Here is an 18,646-nt window from a genome sequence, read left to right on the forward strand (position 1 = left end):
CCGGCCGGATGGATCGGTGACCGACCACGAACGAAGCGGCGGACACCCCCAGATCCCTCATCGCCTATGACCACTGCCCCAGGAATCAACCGCCCAGGCGCGGTCAACCGGAGTCAGGGATGGGGCCAGAGGATGTGGGTGGTGGGGGCGAAGCCGCCGGCGACGATGAGCCGGCCGTTCGGTTCCCGGCGGCAGGAGGCGACGGCCACGTGGCACGGGCGCGGGAGGTCGGCGGGGACGCGGACGCCGCCGTCGATCTCGTAGCGCATATTGGTGACCTTCCAGGCGCGGGCCTGGGGGTCGTCCGGGGTGAGTGGGGGCGCGTCGGGGCGTGCCGCGACCATCACCTCGGTGACGCCGGTGGGCCAGTCGAACTGGAGAAGGCCGCCGTTTTCGCGGAGGGCGGAGACGACGGGGATGCCGTCCGGCATCGGATCACCTTGCGGTGCGGCGTGATTCGATGTGGTGGCCGCTGCGGCCGACATCGCACTCGGCTCCGCCGTGTCGGGCGACTGCGAATCCTGCGGCAAGACGGCACCCGCGGCGGCAGGAGACGATGCAGTGGGCGCTCCGGCGGATGATCCCGTACCCGAGGACGGATCACCCTGGGGCGCAGCGGCTCTCGCAGGTGCGACGTCCCCGGGCGATCCCGACGGCGATTCTGCGCCGGCAGACGGATCACGCTGCGGCACGGAACCCGCGGGGAATCGAACGGTCTCCGCGGGCGCTGCGGCCGTCGCGCTGGCAGCCGATGCTTCGCCGCTCTCATCGAGTCGGCCGCCCGAGTGCCCGGCCACTGCACCGGTGGCAGCATCGCCCGGGTTCGGGATCGACGCCGCGCGCACCTGTTCGTAACCCGGTTCCGACCCCTCGGCGACCGAGTGTTCGGCGCTGGATTCCGCACCGGCAGAAGGAAGTTCACGCTGCGCCGGATCCGCCGAGGGGACGTGTGTCTCGACGGTGGACGCGGAGGAGGTGGGTGCGGGGGCGGTGGCCCGCGCCGCGCGCGGTGGACGCCGGTAGTCGATCTTCTTGGCACCACCGGCATTCGGAGCATCAGCGACTCGCTCCTGCCCGCCCGGGGCGGTGGTCGGCCCGGTGCCCGTTGCGGAGCCCGCGACGGGCTCGGAACCTCTTACCGTAGGGTCCACCGCCGCGGCGCTCACGTCCGGCCCGGATGTCGGCGCGGTTGCACCGTGTTCGGACGTCGTAGCGGTCCAGGCACTCGCGACGTCCTCCCCGGTCGCGGCGTTCCCAGCCGTCGCCGAACCCGAGGCAGGCGCGACGTACCGGGGCTGCGCGGAACTCGCACCGGCACTTGCCGTGGCACCACCGACCGCACCGATACCGGGCGCCGAACTCTCATTCACCGAAGGACTTCGGGGCGCGTCGGAGCGAACCGCCTCGGAGTACCGACCGGAATCCGCCGCCGCCACCGCGTACACCGCCAGCTCACCGGCCGGAGCACCACCGTCTTCGATATCGGTGGTGCGGGTACGGCCGACAACCTTCCACGAACCGTCCGGCTGCAATCGGGTGACGCGGTAGCTCACACCCGCGGTGGACGACGGCTCCCACCTGATCTCCACCGAGCCGCTCGGCAGGCGCGAGGCGCGCACCGCGCCGGGCGAGGCCAAAGGGGTGGCGGCGAGCGCTTCGAGCACACCGGGGTGGTCGACGCACATGTCGCGAGCGGCGAGCAACGTGCGGGAACGGTCGGCGGCCGGACCCGAATCAGCAGCCGCGACAAGGCGATCCACCTCGGCGACCGCACGCTCGGCATCGGCGATGAGCTGGTCCAGTCCCGACGCCGACCCGTTCGGCGGCGGCACGTCGGCCGCGGTGCGGCGCAACTGCCCGAGTCGGTCCAGCGCCTCGACGTAGCGTTTGGCGGCGACGGCGGCCAGCGCGACGCGCCAGTGCGTGGCGGCCTCCGACAGCACGCGCTCCACCTCGTCGGACACCGACCGGATCGGGGTGGCGCCATCACCGGCCGGGTCGAATTGCCGCGCCCGCGCGATGTGGCGGGCGGCTTCCTGCGCGCGGCCCGCCCGCAGCGCGGCGCGCGCCTCCTTCAGCGGCTCCTCCCACTGCCGACGTGACGGCGCGGGAGAACCAGCAGCGGGCGACCGGGAGTAGGAGCCAGGCCCGGGGGCCGGGGTTCGCGAGTGGGAACCGGGCCCTGGAGCTGGGGTTCGCGAGCGAGCCCCGGGGGTCTGCGAGTAGGAGCCGGACGCCGGTGCGGGTGCATGCGCGTGCGAACCTGGCGCCGCCGCCCCCTGTGAGAAGGAGTTCGGCCCGGTCGGTTCCCCCACGCGCGCACCGAGATCGGCGGCCAGTTCGGCCAGCAACGCGACTGCGCCCGCGTGATCGAGCCCGAGCTCGATCGCCTCGTCCCGCAGGAATTCGTAGTCCTCCCCCACGAGTTCGTCCTCGACGAGCACCGCCGCGCGCACCTTCGGCCGCAGTTCGGCCGCCACGTCCTCGCGGATCGCCGCGACGTACTCCGCCACCACGGCGCCACCCGGCTCCAGCAGATCCTGGACGTGCACGAGCAGTTCGTCCAGCACCGCGCGCATCCGCCCGGCGGGCAGTTCCCGCGCCCGCGCGCGCAAAGCTTCTGCGCGCAAACGGATCTCGCCGGTGTGGGTGGCTCGGGTGGGATCGAGACCGAGCAGCCCCAGCAAGGTCGGCGCGGGCGGGCCGTCGACCAGCCTTTCCCATTCGCCGAGTAGTTGCTTGATCTGTTTGCGCCGCTGGTCGGTGAGCACCGTGGCCGGAGCGGACGCGGCGGGCGCCGGGGCTTCCTGGATGACCCGATGCCTGCGCAACCGGGCGGCTATCTCGGCGGCGGTGAGCCCGCCCATCGCCCCGATCTCCTCGAGCCCGGCCACCTTGGCGGCGGGAATGCCGCCGTGGCGCTGCACGAGGCGGGAGATGGCGGTGTCGAGCATCTCGTAGCGTTCGGCGTCGCGCAGTTCGCGTTCCTGCCGGATCCGCAGGGCTTCGGCCCCCCGCGCCGACGCGTTGAGCAGCAGGTAGGACAGCCGGTCGTGGCTTTCCACCAGCAACCCGACGAGCACCCGGTACTTGGGGTGGTCACGTTGCTTCTGCCAGAACCCCCACACCTCGTCGACCCGCGCGGAAACCTCAGCGTCGCTGAGGGTTTCGGCCTCGTCCAGCGGAATGTCGTAGAGTTCGAACGGATCCGAGTGCTCGGGCCCGCCACGGCGCTCGACGGCGGCCAGGACGCGCTTGCGGTAGTCGTTCGGGTCGAAGGCGTGCATGGGGCGGCTCAGCTGTCGCGGCGGCGCGTGCGCTGCACCTGGTCGAGTTCGCGCGCCACTTCCGACTGCGAGAGCGTGGCCCCGGTCTGCGCCGACAAGGTGAGCGGCATATCGGCGTCCACGTGATGCGCCGTGACGTGCAGGACGCCGTCGAACCCCATCTCGAACGTCACGCGCACCTCGCTGCCCGCCGGATACCCGGGTGGGATGCCGCGAATACGGCCCTCCACAAGGACTTTCGTGTCCTCGGGGCGCACCGACGCGGCTTGGCCCTGCTGCTCGACGATGGTCAGCTCGATCTGGTCCTGATCTTCGCGGACCGTGCCGAAGGAGCGGCGGACCCGCACCGGCAGCGTCTGGTTGCGGTGCACCAGCCACGCCGCGGCCAGGCCGTAGTGCGAATCGAGCGCGAGCACACCGAATCCGCGCGACACCACCGTGTCGACCTGGATCTCCAGCATGCGCCGCACCAGGCTCACCGGCTGGCCGAACGACGCGGCGACCCGCGACACCGACTGTTCGAGATCGGCCGGTGCCGCCTCGTTCAGCGTGGCGCCGTCGCGCAGCCGGCCGCGGGTGACGAGGTCGGCGACGATGAGCCGCTCCATCTCCAGCTTCTCGCCGTAGAGCGCGGCACCGCGCGCCACCGACAGATCCGGGTCGCGCAGTTCGCCGACGAGGCCCAGTTCGTTCTTCAGCTCACGCGCCACCATCGGCATCCGCGAGGAGCCGCCGACGAGCAGCAGCCGATCGACGTGCGTGATGCCTCGTTTCGCGGCGGCCTCGAGGCAGTCGCGGGTGAGGTCGATGGTGCGGCGCAGGAGCGAGGCCGTCATGGACTCGAGCTGGTCGCGGGTGAGGGTGACGACCGCGCGGACGCCGTCGTGCGCGACGACCACCTCGGTGCTGTCGGCCTCACTGAGTTCACGTTTGGCGCGCTCGGCGGCCAGCACCAGCATCTGCGAACCGGCCGAATCGTCGAGCGGGTCCTCGGCGTCGGGGTTGGCGGCGCAGAACTGCTGCGACAGATACAGGGCGATGCGCTCGTCCCAGTCGGCGCCGCCGAGCTGGTGGTCGCCCTCCACGGCGAGCACCGAGATCCGGCGGTCGGCCAGTTCGATGACGGTGGCGTCGAAGGTGCCGCCGCCGAGGTCGTAGACGAGCACGGTCTCGCGGGCGCCGCCCTTGCCGACGTCGACGCTGCCGTCGAGCCTGCCGAAACCGTAGGAGAAGGCGGCGGCGATCGGCTCGGACAGCACGCCCGCGACGTCGAGGCCCGCGTAGGTGCCGGCCTGGATGGTGGCGCGGCGCTCCTCGTCTCCGAAGTAGGCGGGGACCGTGATCACGGCGCGGCGCACCGGCTCACCGCCGCCGAACTCCGCATCGGCGGCCAGGCTCTTGAGGATGAGCGCCGAGACGGCCGGGGCCGACCAGGTCTCCCCGTGCGCGGCGAACCGCCACTGCGCGTCACCCATCCGGCGTTTGACCAGCGAGCACACGTGCTCGGGGTCCAGCCGGGCCTGGCGGCGCGCGCCCTCACCCACCAGGTGATCGAACGCGGACGCGAACAGCACGACGGACGGAACCGTCGATTCACCGCTCATGCCGATGAGTACTTCTGGCCTGCCGTCGGCGTCGATTCGCGCGATCGCCGAATTGGTAGTGCCCAGGTCGATGCCGTAGACCCCCATGGGACGCGATGGTAGCAGTCCCCTCCGACACCGGCCCGTGACGGGCGAATCCGGCTGACGCGCAACCCGATCGGCGCGGCTACAGTGCGCCTATGACCGATCCCGTCGAGCAGACCCTCGCCCAACTCGCCGAACGCGTCGAGGACCTGACCCGCGTGGTCACCCGCCAAGCCGCCACCCTCGACCGCCTGGCCGACGAGGCGAAGGAGCGCGACCGCCGCGACCGCGCGGGGGCGGACCTGCCCTTGGTTGTGGAGCTCTTCGCCCTCCACGGCGACACTTCGGCCTGCGCCGCCACCGCCGAATCCGAGCGCGAACGCGCCGCCTTCGACGCCGTGACCACCCGCATCGAGCGCCTCCTCACCGGCCGCGGCGCCACCCTCCTCACCCCGGGCCCCGGAACAGCGTTCGACTCGCTGACCATGGAAGCCACAGACGTGGTGTCGACCACCGACCCATCCGAAGACCGCACCGTCGACGCGCTCATCGCCCCGGGCCTCACCGTCGGCACCCGCTCCCTCCGCCCCGCGAGCGTGGTGGTGCGCCAACTCGCCAAATCCGAGTCGGACTGACTGCGTACCGTCCCGACACGCCGCCACGAGCGTGAGGAGCACCGGGTCGTGGTGTCAGGCATCGCCGTTCACTCCGGACCATCCCCACGTGCGTGGGGAGCACCCCTGGATCACTCCGTGCGCGCCGGTCGCCAGGGGACCATCCCCACGTGCGTGGGGAGCGCCACAACGTCTGGGACGACTCACTGATGTTCATCGGACCATCCCCACGTGCGTGGGGAGCACGACCTCACACAAGCGACAGCATAACTGGAGGCGGGACCATCCCCACGTGCGTGGGGAGCACCCCGACGACGTGATGAGGTTGAACGCCTCCTTCGGACCATCCCCACGTGCGTGGGGAGCACGTGATGATCAGCGGTTCGACGTACAGGTGACCCGGACCATCCCCACGTGCGTGGGGAGCACGCACTGGGACCCACCACCCCCATCGGAACGGACGGACCATCCCCACGTGCGTGGGGAGCACTCCGGCAGGATGCGGGCGAGCAGCCCGTGCTTCGGACCATCCCCACGTGCGTGGGGAGCACACTTCCTGACCAGACACTCTACCGGTGGGTAACCCTATTTTCGACCACTACTCCGATTCGGCTTCCGGGAGGGCGGGGTGCTGGTGAGAGACGCGTCGGGGCGGTTCGTGAATTGTGCCGAGTTGGCGAAGTCTCGATGGGGTCGACTCTCGCACTCAGCGGATTCGTTCGTAGGAGTTCTCCGGTCGCTCGATCAAGCGAAAGTCGTGGACTGTCAGGGTCGGGGTCAGTTCTGGGTCGGTGGGGGCGCTGTTGGGGACTACCGTTCCGCGGACTTCGATCCAGGTGTCTTCGGGGAGGGGTTGGGGGAGGGCGGTGAGGTGGAGGCGGACGTAGCGGGCGTCGGCTACGCAGCAGCTGATGGCGACGCGGGCGAGGTCGAGGCCGTCGCCGTGTTCGGCGCGCAGGATGAAGCCGGAGAGGGTGATTTCGCGGCCGTCGAGGGAGTGGGTGGAGTCGAGGTTGGCGCGGTTCATCACCTCGATCAGGGTGAGGGTGGGGGCGGGTTCGGCTGGGAGGGGCGGGAATTCGCGCATTTCAGGGATCTCGGACACAGCTGCCGGGCGCGCCGAGCCGCCCGTCGGAGCTCCGTTCGCGCCCAGTGCGGGCGGTGTGAAGACCAGTAGGGCGATGACGGGGGCGAGAAGTAGCCATTGGACGCGCCCGTGTTCGTGGGAGTGGTCGGGTGATGTACCGGCGCCCTCGGCGGAGGCCGCTGCGTTGTCGGCTCCGTGAGCCGAGGCCTCCGCCGCGCCGATCCCACGGGCAGAGGTCACTGCCGCACCGACTCCGTGAGCAGAGGCCGCTTCCGCACCAGCCTTGCGGGTGGAGGCCGCCGCGGTGCCGGCCCCGCGGCCAGAGGCCGCGTCCATACCGACTCCGTGAGTAGAGGCCGCCACGCCAGCCCCGGAAGCGGAGGCGGCTCCTGTACCGACCGCGCGATCGGAGGCCGCCGTGTCAGCCCCGTCCGCCGAGCCGACTCCCGTACCAACCGCGCGATCGGAGGCCGCCGCATCAGCCTCGTACACCGAGGCGGCTCCCATACCAACCGCGCCGGCGGCGGTCGCGGAGTCTGCTCCGGCATCGGCCTCGTGGCCGGAAGCCGCTGCGGTAACACCCCGTTGGGCTGAGGACCCCACGGGTCCGTGCCGATGCACGAGAATCCCTGCCGGTCCGACCGCCGGCCCGATATCCGGTTCGTGCCAGGCGGATTCGTGAACCGGCGAACTCCCCAGCACCAGAGATCCATGGTGGTGTCCGCCCCCGAACCCCCTACGCCGAGAACGTTCGTCGACGATGTCGCGCACGATCGCATACACAGCGAGCCCGACGATCACCACCCCACTCACCAGCAGAAACGGATACAACCCTTCCTTCACATACCGCAGATACGTCCCATCCAGCGTGGTCCGCAGAACCGCCACGCCCACGATCAACAGCAGCAAATTCTGCGTCTCGCGCCTCATCGCGCACCGCCGAGCGTCACGTACCCGACCACCGTCGCGCACACAACGGCCACCACGAAGGTCACCGGTGCGAAACGCAGCGCGAACGCACGCCCGAAAGTCCCTGCCTGCATCGCGAACAGTTTCACGTCGACAGCGGGACCGACGACCAGGAACACCAGGCGCGGCAGCAGCGGCAGCGACGACATGCTCGCGGCGACGAACGCGTCGGCCTCCGAGCACAGCGCCAGCACCACGGCCAGGATCGCAAGCACCAGGATCGCCAGCAGCATCTGCGTGGCCAGCTGCTCGTACCAGTGCGGCGGCACGATCACGTGCAGGGCGGCGGCGATCGCGGCGCCCAGCACCAGGAACGCTCCGGCTTGCAGGAGGTCGTGACGCGCGGCCTCCACGAACACCGCCGCGCGGGTGCGCCCGCTGACGCAGTGGTCGGCACCGCCGCGCGGCAGCATCCACGATGGACTCCCGAACCGCGACCACAGCAACCCCATCACCACCGCCGTGGCCAGCGACGCGACGAACCGCCCCGCCACCATCCCCGGCTCACCGGGAAACGCGACGGCGGTCGACACCAGAACCACCGGATTCACGGCGGGAGCCGACAGCAGAAACGCCAAAGCGACGGAACTCGGCGCCCCCTGATCGATCAGCCGTCGCGCCACCGGCACCACACCGCACTCACACCCCGGCAGCGCGACCCCCGCCAATCCCCCGACACCGATGGCCGCCTTCTCATTGCGCGGCAACACCTTCCGCAACAGGTTCGGCGATATGAACGCGGCGATCACTCCGCTCACCACCACACCGAGCACCAGGAACGGGACAGCCTGCACGAATACGCCGACGAACATCGTCATGCCGGTCTGCAATCGCGCGCTCGGGTCGACCGCCGACATCAACCACGCCTGCGTCAGCACGCCCACGGCCAACAGGCCGATCAGGACATACGTGGAGGACACCTTGGTCCGCAGACCCCGCCCCGGTAGCTGCTCGAGCATGCCCACATCTTGCCAGGAATGAAAGTCGTTATCGAACGACGCGGCCGATCACGCCCGCCCGGCGGGCACCTCCGCGCCCACGCGCGCCCAGGCTCCCGACCGCGCCCGCCACACCACCGCGGCCAACCGCAGCAGCATGAACGCCGCCAACCCGGTCCAGATGCCGGCCAGTCCCCAGTCGAACGCCAGCGACAGCCAGATCGCGGGCAGAAACCCGAGCAGGGCGGAGGCGAGCGTCGTGGTGCGCAGGTAGGCGGCGTCGCCCGCGCCGAGCAGCACACCGTCGAGCGCGAACACCACACCCGCGACCGGGATCAGCGCGACGAAGAACCACCACGCCACACCGGCGCGCTCGAGCACGTCGGGGTCGTCGGTGAACAGGCGCGGGATCACGGCGTAGCCGGCGGCGAAGACCAGCGCCAGCCCCACCGCGAACACTTCCGACCACGCGGTGACGCGCCGGGCCAGCCGCCGCGCTCCCCCGGCGTTCCCGGCGCCGAGTGCCGCGCCGACCAAGGTCTGCGCCGCGATGGCGAGCGAATCCAGTGTGAGCGCGAGGAAATTCCACAGGTGCAGCACCACTTGGTGCGCCGCCACCGACGCCGCCCCGAAACGCGAGGCCACCGCCGCCGCCGACACGAAACAGGCTTGGAACGCCAGACTGCGCACGATCAGGTCGCGGCCGAGCACCAGCTGGGCGCGCATCACCGACCAGTGCGGCGCGAGCGGAACACCCGCGCGCAGCAGCGGACTCAGGAACAGCGCGGCCGTCACCGTCTGCCCGATCACGTTGGCGACCGCCGACCCGACCAGCCCGAGATCCGGCGCACCGAACAGCCCGTGCACCAGCAGCGGGCACAGCACCGCCGAAAGGCCCAGCCCGGCAACGACATACAACAGCGGACGGCGCACCTGCTGCACTCCGCGCAACCACCCGTTGCCCGCCATGGCGACGAGGATGAGCGGCACACCGAACAGCGCGATCCGCACCCAGTCCAGCGCCTCGGCCGCGATATCGCCCCCACCCGCGATGGCCGCGGTGACCGGCCCGGCCACGATCTGCATGACGATCAGAATCCCCGTGCCCATCAGCAACGCCAGCCACGTGGCCTGCACGCCTTCGGTCACCGCGCCCCGCTCGTCACCGGCGCCGTGCCGCCGCGCCGACCGCGCCGTGGTGCCGTAGGACAGAAACGTGAGCTGCGTGCTCACCACCGAGAGGATCAGTCCGCCGACCGCCAACCCGGCCAGCGCGAGCGCCCCCAGCCTGCCGACCACGGCGAGATCGAACAGCAGATACAGCGGTTCGGCGACGAGCACGCCGAGCGTGGGCAGCGCCAGCGCCAGCATCCGTTTCGGCCCGGCGTCGGACGGATCGGCTGCGGCCGCGCTGCCTTTCTCGATCTCATTGCTGCTCAACGATTCTCACCCCAGCGCCACGAGCAGCGCCCGGACCACATCCTCCGGCCCACCGTGGGTCGTGTACCCCGCCGCGTACCGGTGCCCACCCCCGCCGAGCGCCGTCGCGATCTCCGCGACGTCCACGCCGTCGCGCGCGCCCGGTCCGGTGTCGCGGGAGCGCAGCGAAACCGTCCAGCGGCCGTCCACGGTGCGAGATTCCTTGAACACGGCGGCGATTCCCGCCTCGGCGGTGGTGCGCACGATGTCGATGACGCTCTCGATCTCCTCCGGGCCCACGCCCGTCACGTCGTCGCGGCGCACGAACGCGTAGGCGAGGCCGGTGCCGCCGCGCGCGCCGGGCTCCAGCCGCGCCGAACCGAGCACGCGGGAAAGCATGGGCAGCCAGTCGAACGGGTGCGTGTCGAGCAAGGCGCGCGCGATCTCGGCGCCATCGATGCCGGTGGCGAGCAGCCGTTCGGCGAGCTGATGCGTGCCGGGACGCACCCAGCGGAACGATCCCGTGTCGGTGACGAGTCCGGCGTAAAGACAGTGCGCCACTTCGGCATCGATCGGTTCGCCCCACGCGTCGAGCAGCCGCGCGATCACGCTGGTGGTGGACTCCGCGCTGGGATCCACCAGGTTCAGCTGCCCGAAACGGGTGTTCGACCGATGGTGGTCGACCACCAGCGTGGTGCGCGCGCCGTCCAACCGGTCGGCGAGCGCGCCGAGCCGATTCGCGCTGCCGCAGTCCACCGCCACCACCAGATCCACGGCGCGCGGTACCTCGTCGGGCGGCACCAGATGCGTGACCCCGGGCAGCGTCCGCATGGACGCGGGCAGCTCGGCGGGCTCGGCGAACGACACCCACACCGGCACGCCCCGGCGATGCAGCACCAGCGCCAGCGCGAGCCCGCTGCCGATGGTGTCGGCGTCGGGCTGCACGTGGCACAGCACGGTGACCGATCGCGCACCGGTCAGCGCCTCGACGGCGGCGTCGAGGCCGGGATCACCGTTCGTCATCCGCGCCGCGCGCTACTCGTCGTCGTCGCGGTCGGTCTTGTACGGGTCGGCGTCGCCCGCAGGGGTGGCGTTGGCCGCCACCCTGGCCACCTCGTCGTCGGCCGCCTTGGCGCGCGCCAGCAGTTCCTCCATCTCGCGCGCGGCATCGGGCACCTTGTCCAGGACGAACGCCAGCGTGGGGGTGAACTTCACGCCCGTGCCCGCGCCGACCTTGGAACGCAGCACGCCCTTGGCCTTCTCCAGCCCCATCGCCGCCGCCTCGTAATCCGGTTCGGCGTCGATGGTTTCGCCCATCACCGTGTAGTACACCGTGGCCTCGCGGAGATCACCGGTGACCTTCGCGTCGGTGATCGTCACGAAACGCAGCCGCGGATCCTTCACCTCGTATTCGATCGCGGTCGCCACGATCGAGGAAATCCGCTTCGCGAGTCGGCGCGCCCTGGCTTGATCCACCATGGCCTGTTCCTCCTCACTTCGATGAGACGGCGGCGGAGGGCCCGCGTGCCGTCAGGTCAGTCTTCCGGTCCGAAGATGCGGCGGCGTACTGCCAGCAACTCTAACTCCGGACGGGCCGCCACGTGGCGTTCACATTTGTCCAGCACGGCCGTCAGGTGGTCCATGCCGGAGCTGACCATGGCCACCCCCAGCAACGTCCGCCGGTACCGGTCGTGTTCCCCCGCCTCGGCCACGCTCACCCCGAATTTCTGGAGCTCGGCCAGCACCGGACGGATCACCGACCGCTTCTCCTTCAGCGAGTGCACATCGCCGAGCAGGATATCGAACTCCAGCGCCCCCAGGTACACGCACACCTCTTCTTGTGTTGGTCGGACCGAGGCGAACGCCGCACCCCGCGTGGCCACCCCTAGCGGGGCGACCGCACGCCGGTGCGGCGTTCGGAACTCGGATCGGCCTCAGTCGCGCGGCTTTTCGCGCAGCTCGTAGGCCTCGATGATGTCGCCTTCCTTGATATCGGAGTAGGTCAGCGTCAGACCGCATTCGAAGCCCTCGCGGACCTCGGTGACGTCGTCCTTCTCCCGGCGCAGCGACGCGATGGTGGTGGTCTCCGCGACCACCACGTTGTCGCGCAGCAGGCGCGCCTTCGCGTTGCGCTTGACCACACCCGAGGTGACCATGCAGCCGGCGATATTGCCGATCTTCGAGGAACGGAAGATCGCGCGGATCTCGGCGCGGCCCAGCTCGACCTCTTCGTAGATCGGCTTGAGCAGGCCCTTGAGCGCCTTCTCGATCTCGTCGATGGCCTGGTAGATCACCGAGTAGTACCGGATGTCCACGCCTTCGCGGTTGGCCAGCTCGGTCGCCTTGCCCTCGGCGCGCACGTTGAACCCGATGATGATCGCGTTCGACGCCGAGGCCAGGTTGACGTTGGTCTCGGTGACGCCACCGACACCGCGGTCGATGACCCGCAGGCGCACCTCGTCGCCGACCTCGATGCCCATGAGAGCTTCCTCGAGGGCCTCGACCGTACCGGAGTTGTCGCCCTTGAGGATCAGGTTCAGCTCCGAGGTCTCCTTCAGAGCGGCATCCAGATCTTCCAGGCTGATCCGCTTGCGGCTGCGCGCGGCCAGGGCGTTGCGCTTGCGGGCGTTGCGGCGGTCGGCGATCTGCCGCGCGATGCGGTCCTCGTCCACCACCAGCAGGTTGTCACCCGCGCCCGGCACCGAGGTGAAGCCGACGACCTGGACGGGCCGCGACGGCAGGGCCGCCTCGACGTCGTCGCCGTGCTCGTCGATCATCCGGCGCACGCGGCCGTAGGCGTCGCCCGCGACGATGGAATCGCCGACACGCAGCGTGCCGCGCTGGATGAGCACCGTCGCCACCGGGCCGCGACCGCGGTCCAGGTGCGCTTCGATGGCCACGCCCTGGGCGTCCATATCGGGGTTGGCGCGCAGGTCCAGCGCCGCGTCCGCGGTGAGCAGGACCGCTTCCAGCAGGGCGTCGATATTGGTGCCCTGCTTGGCGGAGATGTCGACGAACATGGTGTCGCCGCCGTACTCCTCGGCCACCAGGTTGTACTCGGTCAGCTGCTGCCGGATCTTCTCCGGGTTCGCGCCTTCCTTGTCGATCTTGTTGACCGCCACCACGATCGGCACGTCGGCCGCCTGCGCGTGGTTGATCGCCTCCACCGTCTGCGGCATGACGCCGTCGTCGGCGGCGACCACCAGGATCGCGATGTCGGTGGCCTTCGCACCGCGGGCACGCATGGCGGTGAACGCCTCGTGACCCGGGGTGTCGATGAAGGTGATGAGCCGGTCTTCCTCGCCCAGATGCGTCATGACCTGGTAGGCGCCGATGTGCTGGGTGATGCCGCCCGCCTCGCCCTCGCGGACGTTGGCCTTGCGGATGGTGTCCAGCAGTCGGGTCTTGCCGTGGTCGACGTGACCCATGACGGTGACCACCGGCGGACGCTGCACGAGATCGTCCTCGCCGCCCGCGTCCTCGCCGTAGGTGAGGTCGAAGGATTCGAGCAGCTCGCGGTCCTCGTCCTCGGGGCTGACGACGTGCACGACGTAGTTCATCTCGCTGCCGAGCAGCTCGAGGGTCTCGTCGTTCACCGACTGGGTCGCGGTGACCATCTCGCCGAGGTTGAACAGCGCCTGCACCAGCGAGGCCGGGTTGGCGTCGATCTTCTCCGCGAAGTCCGACAGCGACGCGCCGCGGGCGAGCCGGATGATCTCGCCGTTGCCGCGCGGCAGCCGCACGCCGCCGACGGCGGGCGCCTGCATCGAGTCGTATTCCTGGCGCTTCTGGCGCTTGGACTTGCGTCCGCGACGCGGGGCGCCACCGGGACGGCCGAACGCGCCCGCGGCACCGCCGCGACCGCCGGGACCACCCGGGCGACCGCCGCCGCCACCGCCGGGACGACCGCGGAAGCCGCCGCCACCGGCCGCGGGAGCACCCGCACCGGCACCGGGCGCACCGCCGCCGCCACCGCGGTAGCCGCCACCGCCGCCACCGGGACGACCCGCGCCGGGCGCACCGCCCGGACGGCCGGGACGACCACCCGCACTCGGACCCGGACGGGCCGAACGAGCGGGCATGGCACCGGGATTCGGCCGCGGCGGCATCGAGCCGGGGCTGGGACGCGGACCGCCGGGACGGGCGCCGCCACCCTGCGCGGCCGCCGGGCGGGGACCGCCCTGACCGGCGCCGGGACGCGGGCCACCCTGGCCGGGGCCGGGACGCGGACCGCCCTGCGCGGGACCCGGACGCGGACCGCCGGGGGCGGGACGCGGGGCCGGGCGCTCACGCTCGGGAGCGGGCGCGGTGGAGTAGGGATTGTTGCCGACGCGCGGGGTCTTCGGACCGGGCTTGGGACCCGGGCGCGGACCACCCTGCGGACCGGCGGGACGCTGCTGCTGACCGGGACGCGGAGCGCCCGGGGCGGGCCGCTGACCGGTGGGACTCGGGGCCGCCTTGGCCGCGGGCGGCTGCGCCGGAGCCGCGGGAGCGGACTCACGGGCGGGCGCCGCCGGACCCGGCTTCGCGGACGGACCGGGGCGGGCGTCGGAAGGACGCGCCGTGGGAGCGGGTGCCGACGAGGCCGCGGGAGCGGCGGGGGTGCGCGGTCCGGGACGCGGACCACCGGGAGCCGGCTTCGCGGCCGGGCGGGCCGCCGTCGCGGGGCCCGGACGGGCCGCGGACTTGGTTCCGTTCGCGGGCGCCGACTTCGCCGCGAAGGATTCGCGCAGGCGGCGGGCGACGGGTGCTTCCACCGTCGAGGACGCCGACTTCACGAACTCGCCTTGCTCCTTGAGCGTTGCGAGTAGTTCTTTGCTCGTGACACCGAGTTCTTTGGCCAACTCGTGCACGCGGGCCTTGCCTGCCACTGCTCTCCTCACTGAGAGGTCGAGCAGCGCCACCGTTTCAGGGGACGGCGGCCCGCACGACCTCGGGTTATCTCCGATGGACGTTCATCGTTGGTACTTCACGGTGTGCTCATGAGTGCTCGTGCCTGTTCTCGAGGTACTGCTCCAGGGCTGAGATATCCAGTGTTCCGGACACTCGTAGTGCTCTGCCGATCGCTCGGCGCCGAACTGCCGTGCTCAGACAAGCCGAAAGGGGGTGCAACCAGGCACCCCTCCCGGGAAGTCTGCGCCGCGGATCGGGAACGATCATGACGATACGGGATCCGTCTCCGGATTCCCGATCTTGTGCCACGATCCGCAACAGGTCGGCGGCCAACTCGCGCTTCCGGCATCCCACGCACGTCCGCACCGGGGCCGAGCGCCGCGAGGGTGCGCGGTGTTGCTCGGTGGTGCGATCGGGCGTAGAAGCCGAAGGCTCGTGCTGAACCTTGGACCACTCTACCGCTGCCGCGTGCGGCGCGCCGCACCCCTCCCCCACAGATGTTGCCGACTTGTCATCGCCGGGCGTGGATCCGGTGTGCGCGGTGGGGACTCGGGTCAACTGCGGTGCGCCTCCGTCCGCATGCCGCCGCCCACGTCAGGGGCCGCGTCGCTGCGGATATCGATGCGCCAACCGGTCAGGCGGGCGGCGAGGCGGGCGTTCTGGCCCTCCTTGCCGATCGCCAGCGAAAGCTGGAAATCGGGCACCACCACGCGGGCCGCGCGGGCGTCGGCGTCCACGATCGTGACCGACACCACTTTCGACGGCGACAGCGCGTTGCCGACGAAGGTGGCGGGATCCTCGGCGTAGTCGATGATGTCGATCTTCTCGCCGGCCAGCTCGCTCATCACGTTGCGCACGCGCTGGCCCATCGGGCCGATGCACGCGCCCTTGGCGTTCACGCCGGGCACGGTGGAGCGCACCGCGATCTTGGAGCGGTGCCCGGCCTCGCGCGCCACCGCGACGATCTCGACCGAACCGTCGGCGATCTCGGGCACCTCCAGCGCGAACAACCGGCGCACCAGATTCGGGTGCGTGCGCGAGAGTGTGATCTGCGGGCCGCGCGGGCCGCGCGAGACACCCACCACGTAGCACTTGATGCGGTCGCCGTGCTCGTAGGTCTCACCGGGCACCTGCTCGGCCGGCGGGATCAGGCCCTCGGTGCCGTGCAGTTCACTGCCGATGCGCACCACCACGGTGCCGCGGGCGTTGGCGCGCGCGTCGCGCTGCACGACGCCGCCGACGATATCGCCCTCGTGGGTGGAGAACTCGCCGAAGGACTTCTCGTTCTCGGCGTCGCGCAGCCGCTGCAACACCACCTGGCGGGCCGTGGTGGCCGCGATCCGGCCGAAACCCTCCGGCGTGTCATCCCATTCGGACACGACGTTGCCGTCGGCGTCGACCTCGCGGGCCATCACGCGGACCACACCGGTCTTCTGGTTGATGTCGATCCGCGCGTTGGGCTGGTGGCCCTCGGTGTGGCGGTAGGCGGTCAACAGCGCCGACTCGATCGCGGATATCACCGTCTCGATCGAGATCCCCTTGTCGGCGACGATCGCGCGCAGGGCTTCGATTTCGATGTTCATTCCACGATCCCTTCGGTCGAACCGGACGCTGCTACGGGTACTGCATCGGTGGGGTCCGGGACGTCGTCCTGTCCCGGTGCCGGGCGGCCGGGAGCGACCCCGCCCGCGAGCTCCAGTTCCCGCGCCCCCGGCGGGGTGAACTCGACCTGCACCACGGCTTCGGCGATATCGGCCAGCGGCACGGTCACGCGGTGCGGATTGCGTTTGCCGCCGAGCACCAGCGCGACGGCATCCTCGCCCAGGGCGCCGATCCGCGCCTCGAACCGCGACGAGCCGCCGGGTTCGGGAGGCTCGGCGTCCGGGCGCAGGGTTATTCGGGCCTTGCGGCCCTGGGCCCTGCGCCAATGTCTGGCGGCGGTGAGGGGGCGGTCGATGCCCGGGGTGGTGACCTCGAGCAGGTAGGGCGTCTCCCCGAAATCGCCCGCGTCGTCGAGCACCGCCGACAGGTCCGAACTGAGGGTGGCGACGGCGTCCAGATCGGCGGTACCGTCGCTGTCGACCGTCACGATGACCCTGGCCTGCCCGCCCGTCGTGATGTCGACGCCCTCGAGGTCGAATCCTCGGCGTTCGACGAGTCCAGCGACGAGCTGGCTCACCCGTTCCTCCGTCGGCATGGGCATGTGGGCGGCTCCTGGTTCAGTTGTGACGCGGTCGGAATTTTCTGTACCGAAGGTCTAGCGTAACGCGCCACGAGAGTGTATAGGACCAGCGGGCCTGGTCATCGCGCCGGACACGGCGGGTCGCGCGCGGGTGTCGCGGTGCCACTTCCGCCGTGTACGGCCGGGGCGGGGTGGTCGGGGGCGTCGGGGCGGTCTGGCACGATAGTGCGGTGCCCATCCGTCTACCCCACCCGCCGCGCGCGGGGTTTCGCTCCGGCAGTCGCGCCGACCGGCACACCTCCGGGGGCCGCGTCGTTATCGTCCGTGACGAGTTCGCCTGTGCGGCAGCCGAACCCACGCGCCACAGCGTGTTCGATCGTCGGACCGCGTTCCGGGTCGCGGGGGCCGGCGCCGTGGGCGCGCTGGCCGTGGGAGCGGTCGCCGGGTGTACCGACGACACGATTCACGATCCCGATCCCCTTGCCGCGCAAGAGATCACGGCCCGGGCCGACGCCGCGGCCGCCACGGCGGCGATCGCGCTGGCCCCGGAGCGGCACGCCGCGCTCACCGCGATCGCGGCCGAACGCACGGCGCACGCCGACGCGCTGCGCGACGAGGTGGCGCGAGTGATCGGCGTCTACGGCGACGGCACCACGCCGGTGCACCGCACCCGCGAACTCACGCCCGTCTCGGCCGCCGCGAGCCCGGGGGCCACCGGCGCCCCGGTCGCACCGGCCGGCGTGGACGAGTTGCGCGCGCGGCTGACGAGTTCGCGGGATTCGGCCGCGCAACTGGCCGCCACCCTGTCCGGTTACCGTTCGGGCCTGCTCGCGTCGATCAGCGCGGCCTGCGCGGCCCACGCGGAGGTGCTGCTCGCATGACCGACGCCGAGAACCGCGCCCTGCTGGACGCCCTGGCCGCCGAACACGCCGCCGTCTACGCCTACGGTGTGATCGCGGCCTGGGCCTCGCCCGAACGCACCCGCCTGGTGTCCGAGAGCACCGCCGCGCACCGTGCCCGCCGCGACGCCACCGTCGACGCCCTCGAGGCCGCCGGGGTCACCGCTCCCCCGCCCGACCCCGCCTACACGATGCCCTTCCCGATCGAAGGGTCCATCGACGCCGCCCGCCTCGCCGCCACCGTCGAGAACGACACGGCCATCGCCTGGCGCGCCGTCGCCGAGCAGGGCGGCACCGAGCAGACCCGCCGCACCGCCGTCGAGGCGCTCACCGAATCCGCGCTCCGCCTCGCCCGCTGGCGCGTGATCCTCGGCGAGCCGACGGCGGCGTTCCCCGGGAAGCCCTGAGAACGCACCCCGGAGCCGTCTCGGGCTACTGCGGAGCCATCGCACCCACCGGGCGCCACCACGGAACCAGCCACACCCCCGGGCTCGACCACCGAACCAGCCACTCCCCCGGGCGTGGCTGCGGAGCTCTCGCGCGGGACGGGGGTAAACCGCGGGACGGGGGTGAACATCGCACCGCCGCAGCCGACCCCAGACCATCACACCGCCGTGCTCGACTACCCGGGCCGTAGGCACCATCGAGGGCCGGTTCATCGCCCAGCACCGCGGCGCCCAGCACGCGTACGGGTGGTTCCCGCCCAAGCGCTGCTGCCGGTCGCCGACAT

At 71.3% G+C, this 18,646-nt stretch carries 15 protein-coding genes and 1 CRISPR repeat array; of the genes, 3 read left to right on the forward strand and 12 right to left on the reverse strand.

The genetic code is table 11. The features are described from left to right. Positions 1-113 precede the first annotated feature (113 nt). Both DFR74_RS03130 and DFR74_RS03135 read right to left on the reverse strand, forming a co-directional pair. Positions 114-3,287, reverse strand: coding sequence for a hypothetical protein (locus DFR74_RS03130; protein ID WP_067512915.1), 3,174 nt, complete (start codon positions 3,285-3,287; stop codon positions 114-116). Positions 3,288-3,295: 8 nt separating this feature from the next. After that, complete coding sequence (locus tag DFR74_RS03135; RefSeq protein WP_067512913.1) at positions 3,296-4,978, reverse strand: Hsp70 family protein; 1,683 nt, start codon at positions 4,976-4,978, stop codon at positions 3,296-3,298. Between the two features lie 92 nt (positions 4,979-5,070). On the opposite strand from DFR74_RS03135, the gene grpE reads away from it, so the two are divergent. Further along, positions 5,071-5,550 (forward strand): nucleotide exchange factor GrpE, encoded by a 480-nt coding sequence (grpE, locus tag DFR74_RS03140; RefSeq protein WP_067512911.1) that lies wholly within the window; start codon positions 5,071-5,073, stop codon positions 5,548-5,550. Positions 5,551-5,624: 74 nt separating this feature from the next. Next, positions 5,625-6,080: a CRISPR direct-repeat array (repeat unit 29 nt; unit sequence CGGACCATCCCCACGTGCGTGGGGAGCAC). Between the two features lie 155 nt (positions 6,081-6,235). Here the strand turns inward: grpE and DFR74_RS03145 are convergent. The 10 genes from DFR74_RS03145 to rimP form a co-directional block, all read right to left on the reverse strand. Next, positions 6,236-7,546: a TIGR03943 family putative permease subunit gene (locus DFR74_RS03145; protein ID WP_084538056.1), complete on the reverse strand. Its 1,311-nt coding sequence runs from the start codon at positions 7,544-7,546 to the stop codon at positions 6,236-6,238. Next, positions 7,543-8,544: a permease gene (locus DFR74_RS03150; RefSeq protein WP_067512907.1), complete on the reverse strand. Its 1,002-nt coding sequence runs from the start codon at positions 8,542-8,544 to the stop codon at positions 7,543-7,545. Before DFR74_RS03150 ends, DFR74_RS03145 begins: the two co-directional genes overlap by 4 nt. A gap of 48 nt (positions 8,545-8,592) precedes the next feature. Continuing rightward, positions 8,593-9,894, reverse strand: coding sequence for an MATE family efflux transporter (locus DFR74_RS03155; RefSeq protein WP_067512968.1), 1,302 nt, complete (start codon positions 9,892-9,894; stop codon positions 8,593-8,595). A 75-nt stretch (positions 9,895-9,969) separates the two neighbouring features. Continuing rightward, positions 9,970-10,965: a DHH family phosphoesterase gene (locus tag DFR74_RS03160; RefSeq protein WP_067512905.1), complete on the reverse strand. Its 996-nt coding sequence runs from the start codon at positions 10,963-10,965 to the stop codon at positions 9,970-9,972. Between the two features lie 12 nt (positions 10,966-10,977). Continuing rightward, a complete protein-coding gene (rbfA, locus tag DFR74_RS03165; protein ID WP_067512903.1) occupies positions 10,978-11,421 on the reverse strand; it encodes a 30S ribosome-binding factor RbfA in 444 nt (147 codons plus the stop codon). A gap of 56 nt (positions 11,422-11,477) precedes the next feature. After that, entirely contained in the window at positions 11,478-11,768 is a 291-nt protein-coding gene (locus DFR74_RS03170) for a DUF503 domain-containing protein (protein WP_067512966.1), read from the reverse strand. A gap of 108 nt (positions 11,769-11,876) precedes the next feature. Beyond that, a complete protein-coding gene (gene infB / locus DFR74_RS03175; RefSeq protein WP_113974927.1) occupies positions 11,877-14,813 on the reverse strand; it encodes a translation initiation factor IF-2 in 2,937 nt (978 codons plus the stop codon). A gap of 109 nt (positions 14,814-14,922) precedes the next feature. After that, positions 14,923-15,201, reverse strand: coding sequence for a YlxR family protein (locus tag DFR74_RS03180; RefSeq protein ID WP_084538040.1), 279 nt, complete (start codon positions 15,199-15,201; stop codon positions 14,923-14,925). Positions 15,202-15,389: 188 nt separating this feature from the next. Continuing rightward, positions 15,390-16,418: a transcription termination factor NusA gene (gene nusA, locus DFR74_RS03185; protein ID WP_067512685.1), complete on the reverse strand. Its 1,029-nt coding sequence runs from the start codon at positions 16,416-16,418 to the stop codon at positions 15,390-15,392. Further along, a complete protein-coding gene (gene rimP / locus DFR74_RS03190) occupies positions 16,415-17,038 on the reverse strand; it encodes a ribosome maturation factor RimP (protein ID WP_067512687.1) in 624 nt (207 codons plus the stop codon). The genes nusA and rimP overlap by 4 nt, the downstream gene beginning before the upstream one ends. Positions 17,039-17,385: 347 nt before the next feature. Here rimP and DFR74_RS03195 point away from each other — a divergent pair, with 347 nt between their 5' ends. Together DFR74_RS03195 and DFR74_RS03200 are read left to right on the forward strand one after the other, a co-directional pair. Beyond that, entirely contained in the window at positions 17,386-17,898 is a 513-nt protein-coding gene (locus DFR74_RS03195; protein ID WP_067512691.1) for a hypothetical protein, read from the forward strand. Continuing rightward, complete coding sequence (locus DFR74_RS03200; RefSeq protein WP_067512693.1) at positions 17,895-18,323, forward strand: ferritin-like domain-containing protein; 429 nt, start codon at positions 17,895-17,897, stop codon at positions 18,321-18,323. Before DFR74_RS03195 ends, DFR74_RS03200 begins: the two co-directional genes overlap by 4 nt. Positions 18,324-18,646: the final 323 nt, after the last annotated feature.

It is taken from the genome of Nocardia puris (assembly GCF_003315035.1).
GTDB lineage: Bacteria > Actinomycetota > Actinomycetes > Mycobacteriales > Mycobacteriaceae > Nocardia > Nocardia puris.

Excerpts from the sequence above, each read along its gene's own strand:
- DFR74_RS03130 (WP_067512915.1), bottom strand. The coding sequence starts at position 3,287 with ATGCACGCCTTCGACCCGAACGACTACCGCAAGCGCGTCCTGGCCGCC.
- DFR74_RS03135 (WP_067512913.1), bottom strand. The coding sequence starts at position 4,978 with ATGGGGGTCTACGGCATCGACCTGGGCACTACCAATTCGGCGATCGCG.
- grpE (WP_067512911.1), top strand. The coding sequence starts at position 5,071 with ATGACCGATCCCGTCGAGCAGACCCTCGCCCAACTCGCCGAACGCGTC.
- DFR74_RS03145 (WP_084538056.1), bottom strand. The coding sequence starts at position 7,546 with ATGAGGCGCGAGACGCAGAATTTGCTGCTGTTGATCGTGGGCGTGGCG.
- DFR74_RS03150 (WP_067512907.1), bottom strand. The coding sequence starts at position 8,544 with ATGCTCGAGCAGCTACCGGGGCGGGGTCTGCGGACCAAGGTGTCCTCC.
- DFR74_RS03155 (WP_067512968.1), bottom strand. The coding sequence starts at position 9,894 with ATGCTGGCGCTGGCGCTGCCCACGCTCGGCGTGCTCGTCGCCGAACCG.
- DFR74_RS03160 (WP_067512905.1), bottom strand. The coding sequence starts at position 10,965 with ATGACGAACGGTGATCCCGGCCTCGACGCCGCCGTCGAGGCGCTGACC.
- rbfA (WP_067512903.1), bottom strand. The coding sequence starts at position 11,421 with ATGGTGGATCAAGCCAGGGCGCGCCGACTCGCGAAGCGGATTTCCTCG.
- nusA (WP_067512685.1), bottom strand. The coding sequence starts at position 16,418 with ATGAACATCGAAATCGAAGCCCTGCGCGCGATCGTCGCCGACAAGGGG.
- rimP (WP_067512687.1), bottom strand. The coding sequence starts at position 17,038 with ATGCCCATGCCGACGGAGGAACGGGTGAGCCAGCTCGTCGCTGGACTC.
- DFR74_RS03200 (WP_067512693.1), top strand. The coding sequence starts at position 17,895 with ATGACCGACGCCGAGAACCGCGCCCTGCTGGACGCCCTGGCCGCCGAA.